Below are 12,530 nucleotides of genomic sequence, written 5' to 3' on the forward strand. Positions count from 1 at the left end.
GCGCGGTCAGCGCACAGCCGCAGGTGAAGTCCCGCCCTCTACAAGGAGGTTCGGCTCTCCTTCGCCGTCCGCCCGTGTCGTCCAGATGTCCTGCTTGCGGCCCTCCTTGCCGGGAAGCGCGTACGCGAGGGTGTCGTCGTCGAGCCAGGCCGCCTGGTCGTCGACGTTGCGGGACTCGGCGAGCGGGCGCTCGCGCATCGTCCGCAGGTCGAGCACATACAGGCGCCACGGGTCCGAAGTGCCCTTACGTACGCGCTTCTTGAAGGCGATGCTGGTGTTGTCGGGGGAGAGGGACGGGCACTCGACGTTGGTGCGCAGGGTGCGCGCCGCCCACTTCTTCATGTCGCCCTGGACGAGGTACGTCTTCCCTTTCGTCGAGACGGTCGCGTAGAAGCGGTTGTCGTCCTTGGCGAAGGTGACGCCCCAGTAGTTGACGTCGGGGGAGTGGTAGCGGCGGCCGTCGAGGGTGAGGGGGATCTCCTCCATGTTCTTGATGAGATAGCCGGTGCGGGTGTCCAGGATCGACGTACGGGTGGAGAAGGACGAGCCCGCGTAGGAGTCGCCGGTCGCGAACATCGTCCACGACAGCATCCGGCCCGATGCCGAGACCCGGGCCCGGTTGGGGATGCCGGTGAGCGCGATACGGCGCTTCTCCTTGAGCCTGTCGTCCAGGACCACGGCGTACGACTTGGGCGGGATGCCCGAGCGGCGCTGCAGGCACACGGCGGTGCCACCGGCCGCGTAGAACCGCTCGCAGGAGGGGCCGCCCGTGGTGCGCGGCCCCTTGCCGGACGGCAGGGCGGTGCGGGCGACGCGGCCCGCACCGGCCTCCGAGCTGCGGAAGTACAGCTGCCCGGTGTCGAGGGCGAACTCCGATGCGGCAGCAGTCGGTTGGGCGCGCCCGGCGGCGTGCAGCGTGTAGGCGACGGCGACCGTGGCGAGGACGGCCGCCGCCGCGGACACGGCGATGATCCGGGCGCGCAGGGAGGGGGGTTGCGCGGTCATGCCTGCCTTTCGGTGTTCTGGAGGCTTCCGGTGCGGGGAAGCAGCAGCGCCGCCCCCGCCAGCGCCACCGTGAGGGCGAGCACCGCGCAGGTCAGCGCGGGGCCGATGCCCCACAGCGTCCACGCCGCGCCGAAGCCGGCCGCGGCGACAAGCCGGGCCAGGGCCTGGCCCGTCTGGAGCACCGCCATGCCGCTCGCCCTGCACCCCCGCGGCAGCACGGGCGTGGCGAGCGCCATCAGGACGCCGTCGGTGGCGGCGTAGAAGATGCCGAGCAACAGCAGTACGCCGACGAGCAGGGGCAAGCCGTCGGTGGGGCAGAGCAGCAGGACGTACCCGCCGAGCAGCGCCGCGTGCCCGGCAAGGAACGGGACGCGGCGGCCCACACGGTCGGCGAGCCGTCCCGCGGGCACCGCGAGCAGCAGATAGACGGCGGCGGCACCCAGGGGCAGCAGCGGGAACCAGCTGACCGCGAAGTCGAGCCGCCGCTGGAGCAGCAGGTACAGGAAGGCGTCGCCGATGGTGGCCGCGCCGAGCAGCGCCGCCGCCCCGAGGACGCGCCGGAACGCGGGGATGCGCAGGAGGTCGACAACCCTGCCCCGCTTGGTGGTTGAAGGCTCCCGACGGGTGGCGGCGACGAAGCTGGCGTCGTGCCGCCCCGGTACGAACGCGACCAGCATGAGGACCCCGAGCAGCCCGAAGCAGAAGCTGACCACGAACACGGCGTCGTACGCGTCCGCCGTCGCCCACAGCAGCGCGAACGCGGCGAGCGGACCGAGCAGCGCGCCCGTCGTGTCCATCGCCCGGTGCACGCCGAAGGCGCGGCCGAGGGTCTCCGGCGGGCTGCTGAGCGAGATCAGTGCGTCGCGCGGCGCGGTGCGCACCCCCTTGCCGATGCGGTCCGCCGCGAGCGCCGCGCCGATCCCGGCCGTGGCGCCGCCCGCGAGGAGCAGGCCGAGCCGGGAGAGCGCGGAGAGCGCATAGCCGCCGCCCGCGACGAGCTTGTGCCGTCCGCCGCGGTCGGCGGCGTAACCGCCGAGGAGCCGCACGAAGGCGGTCACGCCGTTGTAGAGGCCGTCGAGGAAGCCGAACTGGAGGGGAGAGAGGCCGAGTTGGAGCACGAAGTAGAGCGGAAGCACCGCCGTGACCATCTCGGAGGAGATGTCGGTGACCAGGCTGACCGCGCCGAGGGCGATGACGGGCCCGGCGACGCGGCCGCGCTCGGCCTTGCCCTCGGCCTTGGCTTCCGCCGCCCCTTCGGGGGCGGCTTCGGCTTCGGGCTTGGTCTTTGCTTTGGCCTTCGCGACCGCGTCGGTGGATGCCAGATACATCCCGCCGGCTCAGTGGCACTCGTAGGACGGGCTGCTGTCCTTGGTCGCGCCGTCCGTGCCGACGAGGTCCCAGGAGAAGCCCGTGTCGGTGAAGTCCAGCTTCACCACGCCGAAGGTCTCGGTCAGCCGCTTCTCGCTGTTGGGCTGCACTTCCTCGATCTTGTACGGGTTGGCGCCGCCCATGCCGCCGAGCAGCTCGACGATGCCGTTCTCGTCTGCCTCGCCGTCCGCGTTCTGCGGGGCGAACCGCTCGTAGTGGTGGTCGTGGCCGTTGAGCACCAGCTCGGCCTTGTTGTCGTACAGGATCTTCCAGATCGGCCTGCTGACCGGGTCGTTGCCGTGCTCGCCGGAGGAGAAGAGCGGGTGGTGCCAGTAAGCGGCCACGCACTTCTTGGAGTTGGCGGCGAGGTCGGCCTTGAGCCACTCGATCTGCGCGTCGTCGTCGAAGCTGTTGGAGTCGAGCGCGATGAAGTGCCAGTTGTCCTGGTCGTAGCTGTAGTAGCTCTCGCCCTTGGGGTAGGCCACATCGCCGAAGTACGACTTGTAGCCGGCGAGCGCGCCCTCCGGGTCGTACGTCTCGTGGTTGCCCGGAGTCGGACGGGTCTTGTCCTTGAACGCGCCCCAGCTGGTGTCGTAGTACTGCTCGAAGTCCTGCAGCCGGGCGTCGTCGTACTGGTTGTCGCCCATCGTCATCACGAAGGACGGGTTGAGCTTCTCGACGAGCGCGGCGGTCTTGGGGTGCTCGCAGCCGCTGTCGCCCTCGGTGCACTGTTCGGCGATGTCGCCGGCGGCGACCGCGGTGAACGCCGCCTTCGCGTCCTTGCCGGTCGGTGCGGCGTCGGCCTCGTCGGCCGGGGACCAGAGCAGCACCCCGCCGACCAGCGCGAGCGAGGCGCCTGCGGCGAGGGGGATGGCCCAACGGGCCTTCGTCGTACGGGCCTTCCTCGTGCGGGCCTTGCTTGAACGGGTCTTGCTTGTACGGGTGTTCATGGCGCGGGGGGTGGGCGGCATGTCCGTCTCCTAGATCGGCGTGGGGGGCCGTGAGCGGTGTGGGGACCGTTCCGCAGGCATCTTGTCGAGACGACATGTGCGCGTCAATAACGCGGGGCGAACTATTGTTAGGAAAGTTTCCTACCAGCGTTCATCCCGAGGTGGCCGACCTGCTGACTTAGGGTGGCTTTCGGGAATGACGTGCGGGTGGCTGAGGGTGAGCGAGGCGGTGAACGTGAGGGCGGTGCGGGTGCGGGACGCTGCCGCGGGTGCCGGCGACACCCTCGTGCCCCCGGAGGCCCGTGAGCTGCTGAGGTCCTGTGCTGCTGTCTTTCTGCCGGCCGAGGTGCCGAGGGAGGGGCGGATCGGGTTCTGGGCGCCGGAGGGGGAGCTGCCGGTCGGGGGCGCGGGGGCGGGGCTTCCGGGCGGGGGTCTTCCGGCCCCGGGGGTGGACGCGGGCCTGTCCCGCGCGGCCGAGGATGAGATCCGCGTCGTACGCCGACACGGCAAGGGTGTCCGTACGCGCACCGTTCCCGCGCTGATCCTGCCCGTGGCGGACGCGCTGCCGCTGCTCCTGCGCGCCGAGCCGGTGCACCCGCACCCCGCCGTCGTCTGCTGGACCGCCGCCGCCCGGCACGCGATGCACCTGGCCGCGCGGGGGCGGCTGCTGCCCGGTCTCACCGGCGGCGACCTCGACGCTTGGCGGGCGGGGCCCCTTGACGAGGCCGACGTCACGCAGCTGCGGGCGATCGCCTCGGCCATGCCCGCGCAGGCGCACGCCGTACCGCTGCCCGGCAGCAGGCCCCTCCTGCTGCCCGAGCCGCTCGCCCTGGTCAGGGCCTTCGTCGACGCCGTGGTGGACGCCCTGCCCCGTACGCCCGCCGCGGCGCACGCCGTCGGGGCGCCCTTCGCCGCGCGCGAGCCGCAGCGGCTGCCGGGCGCGCGGGAGTGGGCCGCGGAGGTGGCGGCCGGGATGGACGCCGGGGTGCGGGTGTCGCTGCGGCTCGATCTGCGGGCGCACGAGGTGTTCGACAGGGCGGACCCTGCCGAGGGCTCCGGCTCCGGCTCCGGCTCCGGCTTCGGCTCCGGCGGCGGCGAGGGCGCGGCCGCGGCGGTGGTCCAGGTGCACAGCCTCGCCGACCCCACGCTCGTGGCGGACGCCGCCCAACTCTGGGCGGGGGCCGATCACTTCGGGCCGCGCGCCCGCGTCGACACGCTCCTCGCCGTGCGCCGCGCCGCCCGCGTCTGGCCGCCGCTCGCCCGGCTCCTCGAACGGCCGCTGCCTGACGTACTGCCGCTGAGCGAGGAGGAGTTGTACGAACTCCTCGGCGTGGCCACGGCCCGGCTCGGCGCGGCGGGCGTGGCCGTGCACTGGCCCCGCGAGCTGACGCGTGGCCTGACGGCGACGGCTGTCGTACGCCCCGCACCCGGCACGGCGGCCGACAACTTCGACTTCTTCAAGACCGAACAACTCCTGGAATTCCGCTGGCAGTTGGCGCTGGGATCGGAGAGGGCCGACGGATCACACGGATCAGACGGATCAAACGGATCAGACGGATCCGACGGGTCCGGTGATCCGCTCACCGAGGCAGAGATGGACGTCCTCGCGGAGGCGCACCGCCCCGTAGTGCGCCTCCGTGACCAATGGGTCCTGGTCGACCCCGAACTCGTACGCAAGGCACGCAAGCGGGACCTCGGCCTGCTCGACCCGGTGGACGCGCTGTCCGTCGCGCTGACGGGCGGCGCCGAGGTGGACGGGGAGCGGGTCGAGGCCGTGCCGATCGGCGCACTCGCCCGGCTGCGGGAACGCCTGACCGACGAGCTGCACCCCGTCCCCCAGCCGCCCGCCCTCGCCGCGACCCTGCGCGACTACCAACTCCGCGGCCTGTCCTGGCTGGACCGGATGACATCCCTCGGCCTCGGCGGCTGCCTCGCCGACGACATGGGCCTCGGCAAGACGGTCACCCTGATCGCCCTCCATCTGCACCGCGCCCGCCCCGAGCCGACCTTGGTGATCTGCCCGGCCTCGCTGCTCGGCAACTGGCAGCGGGAGATCGAGCGCTTCGCGCCGGGCGTGCCGGTGCGCCGCTTCCACGGCACGGGCCGCAGCCTCGAAGGCGACCTGGGGGGCGGCTTCGTCCTCACGACGTACGGCACGATGCGTACGAGTGCGTCCGAACTGGCGTCCTACTCCTGGGGTTTGGTGGTCGCGGACGAGGCCCAGCACGTCAAGAACCCGCACGCGGCGACGGCGAAGGCGCTGCGCACGATCCCCTCGGCGGCGCGCGTCGCCCTGACCGGCACCCCCGTCGAGAACAACCTCTCCGAACTCTGGGCCCTGCTCGACTGGACCACACCGGGCCTGCTCGGCCCGCTCAAGGCGTTCCGCGCACGCTACGCCCGCCTGGTGGAGGGCGGTGAGAACGCCGAGAACGAGGAGGCGCTGGACCGCCTGTCCCGCCTGGTCCGCCCCTTCCTTCTCCGCCGCAAGAAGTCCGACCCGGGCATCGCCCCGGAGCTGCCGCCGAAGACGGAGACGGACCACCCCGTCAGCCTCACCCGCGAACAGGCCTCGCTCTACGAGGCGGTCGTGCGCGAGACACTGGCCCACATCGAGGCGTCGGAGGGCATCGCACGCCGCGGCCTGGTCATGAAGCTGCTCATGGCCCTGAAGCAGATCTGCAACCACCCGGCGCAGTACTTGAAGGACGCCGCGATCATGACCCGCGCAGGCCGCCCGCGCTCGGGCAAACTGGAACTCCTGGACGAACTCCTGGACACGATCCTCTCCGAGGAGGGGGCGGTGCTGATCTTCACGCAGTACGTGGAGATGGCCCGCCTCCTCGAATCGCATCTGGCGTCGCGCGGCATCGGCACCCAATTCCTGCACGGCGGTACGCCGGTCCCGCGGCGCGAGGCGATGGTGGACCGCTTCCAGTCGGGCGAGGCCCCGGTGTTCCTGCTCTCCTTGAAGGCGGCGGGCACGGGCCTGAACCTGACCCGCGCGGGCCATGTCATCCACTACGACCGCTGGTGGAACCCGGCGGTCGAGGACCAGGCAACGGACCGCGCCTACCGCATCGGCCAGACCCAGCCGGTCCAGGTCCACCGCCTGATCGCCGAGGGCACGGTGGAGGACCGCATCGCCGAACTCCTCTCCCACAAGCAGGCGTTGGCGGACGCGGTACTGGGCGGCGGCGAGGCGGCGCTGACGGAGCTGACGGATGCGGAGCTTTCGGATCTGGTGTCGTTGCGGAGGGCGTCGTGAGGGGCGGCTCTGCCGGGGGCGGCTCGGCCGGGGGCGTAGGCGGTGCGGGCGGTGCCGGTGGAGCGCGGGCCGCTGCCCGCGCAGGCATCGTGCGGTCCGCTGCCGCTCGCTCGGGTGATGCGGGGGCGGCTGCCGAGAGCTCGGGTGATGCGAGGGCCGCCGGGGTCGGGGGGAGTCCTGCTGCTGGAGCTGATCGTGCGGGTTCGGGTGCTGATGTGGGCGGCGGTGCGGGCGCGGGCGCCGACATGGGCGGCGGAGGGGGTGCGGTCGTACGCGGTGCGGGGGGTGCGGGGGGAGCGCGGGACGCTGCCCGCGCAGGCATCGTGCGGTCTGCCGATGCCCGCACGGGTGATGGGCGGTCTTCCGGTGCTCGCACGGGTGATGGGCAGTCCCCCGATGCTCGCACGGGTGATGCGCAGTCCCCCGATGCTCGCACGGGTGATGGGCGGTCTGCTGCCGCCCGCGCGGGGATCGTGCGGTCGGCTGGTGGTGCCGGCTCGGGTGATGGGCGATCTGCTGTTGTACGGATAGGTGATGCACGGTCTGCTGGCACCGGCGCTGGTGCTGGCACCGGCACCGGCACTTGCACCGGCGCTGGCAATGGCACCGGTGCTGGCGCTGGCTCGGGTGAGATGACTGCTGGCCGCTCGGGTGATGCAGGGTCCGCTGGAGGGGCGCGGGATGCTGCGCGTGCTGGGATCGTGCGGTCTGCCGCTGGTCGTTCGGGTGACGCGGGGCCGGCTGGCGCCGGCTCAGGTGATACGCGGTCCGCCGCTGCCGACGCGAGCGACACGCGAGCATCCGCCGCTGCCCACGCGGGAGACACGCAAGCATCCGCCGTTGGCACGGGTGACACGTGCGCCCCCGCCACCCGCACGGGCGGAGGCGCCCGCACCCCCGCCACCCGCACGGGCGGAGGCGCCCGCACCCCCGCCACCCGCACGGGCGGAGGCGCCCGCACCCCCGCCACCCGCGCGGGCGGAGGCGCCCGCACCCCCGCCACCCGCACGGGCGGAGGCACCCGCACCCCCGCCACCCGCGCGGGCGGAGGCACCCGCACCGCCGCCACCCGCACCGGCGGCAACGGCCGGGTCTTCCCGCCGCTCCCTCAACACCCCGACCCCCAGGCCCCGTTCGCGACCTCCTGGTGGGGCAACGCCTGGATCGCCGCCCTGGAGGGGACGTCGCTCGACGCGGGCCGGCTCAGTCGCGGCCGCGCGTACGCCCGTGAGGGGCACGTCGACACGATCACCGTCGCGCCGGGCCGCATCGTCGCGTACGTACACGGAAGTCGCCCGCGCCCCTACCGCGCCGAGATCCGCATGCGCACCCTCACCTCGGAGGACTGGGACACCTTCTTGGACGCGGTGGCCACGGAACCCGCGCACATCGCGGCGCTGTTGGACAAGGACATGCCGCACGCGCTTGCGGAGGCGGCGGAACGAGCCGACGTCCAACTCCTCCCCGGCCCCGGTGACTTGGTCCCGTCCTGCAGCTGCCCGGACCACGGCCGCCCCTGCAAGCACGCGGCGGCCCTCACCTACCAGACGGCCAGGCTCCTGGACGCGGACCCCTTCGTACTTCTCCTCCTGCGCGGCGGAGACGAGGCGGCGCTCCTGGACGAACTGGCGCAGCGCAACGCGCACGAGGCGGCCCGCGAGCAGTCCGAATCGGCGACCGAGGCTGGCCCCGAGAACCTCCCGGGAACCCTGGCACGGGACGCCCTCGCCACGGAATACCGCCCCCCGCTCCCACCCCCTCTCGCCGCCCCCGCCCACGCGGGCGACCCCCCGCTCTTGCCCTCACTCCCCGGCGCCCCCGACCCCACATCCCTGGAGTTCCTGGCAACGGACGCGGCGGCCCGAGCCCACGCCTTCCTCACCACAGGCGCGGACCCCTTCGCGGCCGCCGACCCCTGGCACGACGCGGTACGCCTGGCCGCATCACACCCCGGCCTCACCGGCCGCCGCAGCTTCAGCCGCCAATTCGCCGAACTGGCAAGGGCGGTGGGCCACAACCCCACCGACCTCTCCCGCGCAGCGGCGGCGTGGCGCCAGGGCGCGGAGGAGGGCCTGGCCGTACTGGAATCCCCCTGGGACCCCCCGGCGGGCCCCTTCGACCGGGCCCGGGGCGCCCTCATCACGGCAGACCTCCCCCGCATGACCATCCACCGCAACCACCTCACCAACGCCTCCGGCTCCCTCCAGCTCCGCTACGGGAGAGACGGCCGCTGGTACCCGTACCGGAGCGAGCCGGGGCGGGACGACTGGTGGCCGGAGGGGGAGCCGGACGAGGATCCGGTGGGGGCGGTGACGGGGATGATCGGGACGTAGGGGAGTGGAGCGATCTGGAGGCGCGGGCCCGACGTCGGAGGCGGGAACCGCAACCCCCAAGAGATCTCCAACAGTCCAACACCCCGCAGCAACGAGTCCAACTCCCCGTCGCCGCACCCCCATTACTCTCCCCGCCATGAAAACTCCCCCCACGTTCCCCACGTTCCCAGAGGCGACGCCCCCCTCCCGCAGAACCTTCCTCACGGCCAGCGGTCTCGCCCTGGCCACCATCCCCCTCGGCGGCCTCACCGCCGCCCAGGCGGGAGCGGCCGGAAGGGCAAAGGCCCCGGTCACCGCCCTGGACGTCATCTCCGACATCCAGGGCGACCTGGCCGACTTCGGCAACGCCCTGGACGACCTCAACTCCTTCGGCGGCTCCGACGCCCTCGTCATCGCCGGTGACCTCGTCGCGCAGGGCACCGCCCAGCAGTACGACGACCTCTACGCGACGCTCGCCGACCACCCCCACCCGGAGCGGGTCCTCGCCGCGCTCGGCAACCACGAGCAGTACAACGCCGACCCCTTCGACACCCAGGTCAAGCGCTTCCTCGACTACACAGGCATGCCGGACGTCTACTCCCAGACGACGGCTGGCGACCTCCCGCTGCTCTTCATCGGCACCACCGCGCCAGCGGTGAACGGCACCAACCCGCCCTTCGTGACGCTCGGTTCCTCCCAGCTCTCCTGGCTGGACGGCGCCCTCAAGTCCCACGCGGACAAGCCCTACGTACTGATCTTCAGCCACCACGTCCTGCCCGGCTCGGTCTCCGGCACCACAGGACCGGACGCCGCCCGCTTCTACGACCAGGACTTCGTCGACGAGGCCGACCTGCTCACGATCCTGGGCGCGCACCCGAACGTCGTCTTCTTCTCCGGGCACACCCACTGGGACCTCAACCGCTCGGACTGGGCGGCGAAGAAGATCGTCGAGGGCGGCGACCCGAAGGGGTTCACCGTCGTCAACACCGGCTTCATCCAGACCATGTACGGCCCCGACGGCAACGGCGGCGAGAAGCCGGGCTGGGGCGCGGAGTCGCAGGGCCTGCGCGTACTCCTCGGGAGCGACGGCAAACTCACCGTCGAATCCCGCGACTTCAAGGCCAACAAGCTGATCCGCAGCCTCGCCGTCTGACGGCGTCGGCGCGGGCGCGTCAGGCGTGGATCCGGTGGACCAGCTCGAAGCCCTCGCGGGTGATCTCGACGGCCAGGACGGCTTGATCCACGTCAAGCCTTGTTCAGAGCCCTTTCCGTGGCTGGCACGCCATGAGCAGATTTGACGTACCAAGGGCGACCACTCGGACGGGAGGGTGGGCCGCCCCCTCAGTTGCCTCCAGCGAGTTGACCTGCAGCGTTGGATCTCCACCCAGCCTTTGACGAATGCATATGCGTGGCGGCAGTTGCTGGCTAGAGTCGTCTCGTCACAGTTGGTTGTGGGGACAACCGAAGTGTCTTTCGGCTGCCAACGTCCTGGGGAGGGCCTGCAGCAATGAGTCGTCGTTCTACCGGTCTTGTCGGCGCGTGGGCTGAGGTGCAACGACAGCAGCAGCGCCAGTCGGAAGCCGAGGCCAGACAGCGGAGACAAGAAGCTCAGCAAACACGGGCGTACCAGCGCCGAGCTGCCCAAAGCCACCGCGAGTACAGGCAAGCAGACGCGCTGCGTCGCACGGAGGATCTGGACGCAGAGGTAGCAGCACTGCAAAGCCTTCTCGCTTCAGGTTGTGACGCTCCGGCTTTCAGGGCGTCCTCACTCATGCGAGCCGAGGATGTTCAGCCCTTCGCTCCAGGTCAGTTGGCGCAGCCGGTGACCATGCCGGATGCCAGTCAGTACCAAGCCCAGGGTGGTTGGACTGCGAGTCGCCGGGCTCATGCGCAGGCCGAGGCGCGAGCGCGGTTCGAGCGGGACCTGCAGGTTGCACAGGCAGCGGAGGCTCACCGCCAACAGCAACTGGCTTCGTATCAGCGTGAGTACCAACAGTGGGTCGACTCCCAGCTGGCCGCGGTACGTGAGCACAACGCCGGCGTGGTCGCGACATCCGAAGGCGTGAGGCGCCGAGACCCCGACTCCGCGGTCGAGTACTTCTCAGCTGCGCTGTACTCCTCAACGGCGTGGCCTGACGGCTTCCCGCGACAGATAGCGGCAGCGTACGACTCCGCTGCCCGACAGCTGGTGCTCGATTGGGAGTTGCCTGCCTACGACATCGTCCCAGCGATCAAGTCCGTTCGGTACATGTACGGGACCGACCAGGACAAGGAGACTCCCCGACCGGAAAGCCAGCGCCGGGCTCTGTACAAGGAGGTTCTCGCGCAGTGCATGTTGCTTGTCCTGCACGAGCTCTTCGCAGCGGACGAACAGGGGGCGCTGGAGTCCGTGGCCCTGAACGGGTTCGTCGATGGACATGACCCCACGACGGGCCGGCCGGGCCACATCTTCCTTGCGACGGTCATGGCCTCACGCTCCTCGTTCCGTGACCTGCACTTGGCACAGGTGGATGCCGGCAGTTGCCTGGCCGGCGCCCTGAGAGGACAGCTCTCGACCAGGCCGGATCAACTCACACCGGTACGGCCGAGCCGTCGGCCACAAGACGTCGGAAACCGCGTTGTCGCCCACGGCAGCGATGAAGAACCGGACCTGTACGACATGGATCCGGTGGAATTCGAGAATCTCGTGGCAGATCTCTTCCGCGCCATGGGGATGCAGGCAGTGACGACCCAGCGCTCCAGCGATGGAGGTGTGGACGTCGACGCGCTGGATCCGACACCGATCCGAGGCGGCAAGATCGTCGTACAGGTGAAGCGCTATCGCAACACGGTGCCACCCACTGCCGTGCGTGACTTGTACGGGACGGCGCAGGGCGCCGGCGCCAACAAGGGCGTCCTGGTGACGACGTCCGGGTTCGGACCCGGCTCTCATACCTTTGCCAACGGCAAGCCGCTGGAACTCATCTCGGGCACGGAACTCGTCGACCTGCTGCATCGTCACGGACTGCGCGGACGATTAGGAGAGGGCGGTCACCAAGCCTCACCGCAGCCGACCCCGTCGGACCCGAACACTCGGCTCCCTGACGACTACAACGTCCTGGGAATGTCGTGGACCGGAAGCGTTGCCTTGGACGTGTGTGCACTCGTCTGCCATGGCAACCGCGTCCTGAGCGACGATCACTTCGTCTTCTTCAACAACCCACAGACTCCCGACGGCTCCGTGCGCGCCCTTCCCGCGGAGGCGCCTGACAAGGCTGCGATCTGTGTCGCCTTCGACGGGCTGCCGGTGGAAGCTGATCGGTTCGTGCTGGTGGCGGCCATCGATCCGGAGGCCAACCCGGACGCGGATCTCTCCGGCTTCACAGATGCCTGCATCCGGCTGCTCGATCCGGCGATGTCGGAGCTGGGACGGCTTGAGGTCTCTGACGGCCGACCGCTCGAAACCGCCTTGGTACTCGGGTCCTTCCGCCGAAGGGCAAGCGGAGACTGGGAGTTCGTCCTTGGCGGCAAGGGCTACAGGGGCGGTCTGGAGGAACTCGTTCAGGACTATGGCATCGATGTGGAGTAGGACAGGCTGGGCGTGGATGGGGTCTGTGAACGCGGCTTGATGACCAAGCCGAGCCGGCT

8 protein-coding genes are annotated in these 12,530 nt (G+C 71.0%); 5 read left to right on the forward strand and 3 right to left on the reverse strand.

All coding sequences use genetic code 11. From position 1 onward, the window contains the following. Nucleotides 1-6 precede the first annotated feature (6 nt). Genes AB0G47_RS03165 through AB0G47_RS03175 form a run of 3 tightly spaced genes read right to left on the reverse strand, consistent with a single transcriptional unit; the run spans nt 7 to nt 3,344 of the window. Nucleotides 7-1,005 (reverse strand): hypothetical protein, encoded by a 999-nt coding sequence (locus AB0G47_RS03165; RefSeq protein WP_360763476.1) that lies wholly within the window; start codon nt 1,003-1,005, stop codon nt 7-9. After that, nucleotides 1,002-2,333 carry an MFS transporter gene (locus tag AB0G47_RS03170; RefSeq protein ID WP_360763478.1) on the reverse strand — a complete coding sequence of 444 codons (1,332 nt, stop codon included), beginning with the start codon at nt 2,331-2,333 and terminating at the stop codon, nt 1,002-1,004. Before AB0G47_RS03170 ends, AB0G47_RS03165 begins: the two co-directional genes overlap by 4 nt. Before the next feature lie 9 nt (nt 2,334-2,342). After that, nucleotides 2,343-3,344 carry a metallophosphoesterase gene (locus AB0G47_RS03175; protein WP_360763480.1) on the reverse strand — a complete coding sequence of 334 codons (1,002 nt, stop codon included), beginning with the start codon at nt 3,342-3,344 and terminating at the stop codon, nt 2,343-2,345. A gap of 286 nt (nt 3,345-3,630) precedes the next feature. Between AB0G47_RS03175 and AB0G47_RS03180 the strand changes: the two genes are divergently transcribed. From AB0G47_RS03180 to AB0G47_RS03200, 5 genes are all read left to right on the forward strand, one after another. Further along, nucleotides 3,631-6,591 (forward strand): DEAD/DEAH box helicase, encoded by a 2,961-nt coding sequence (locus AB0G47_RS03180; protein WP_360763947.1) that lies wholly within the window; start codon nt 3,631-3,633, stop codon nt 6,589-6,591. Between the two features lie 51 nt (nt 6,592-6,642). Then, entirely contained in the window at nt 6,643-7,122 is a 480-nt protein-coding gene (locus AB0G47_RS03185; RefSeq protein ID WP_360763481.1) for a hypothetical protein, read from the forward strand. A gap of 170 nt (nt 7,123-7,292) precedes the next feature. Continuing rightward, nucleotides 7,293-8,924 carry an SWIM zinc finger family protein gene (locus AB0G47_RS03190; protein ID WP_360763483.1) on the forward strand — a complete coding sequence of 544 codons (1,632 nt, stop codon included), beginning with the start codon at nt 7,293-7,295 and terminating at the stop codon, nt 8,922-8,924. Between the two features lie 136 nt (nt 8,925-9,060). After that, nucleotides 9,061-10,056: a DUF4073 domain-containing protein gene (locus tag AB0G47_RS03195; RefSeq protein WP_360763485.1), complete on the forward strand. Its 996-nt coding sequence runs from the start codon at nt 9,061-9,063 to the stop codon at nt 10,054-10,056. Nucleotides 10,057-10,410: 354 nt separating this feature from the next. Beyond that, nucleotides 10,411-12,471, forward strand: a complete 2,061-nt coding sequence (locus AB0G47_RS03200) for a restriction endonuclease (protein ID WP_360763487.1) — start codon at nt 10,411-10,413, stop codon at nt 12,469-12,471. Nucleotides 12,472-12,530: the final 59 nt, after the last annotated feature.

The organism is Streptomyces sp. NPDC021622, from assembly GCF_040640795.1.
Lineage (GTDB): Bacteria > Actinomycetota > Actinomycetes > Streptomycetales > Streptomycetaceae > Streptomyces.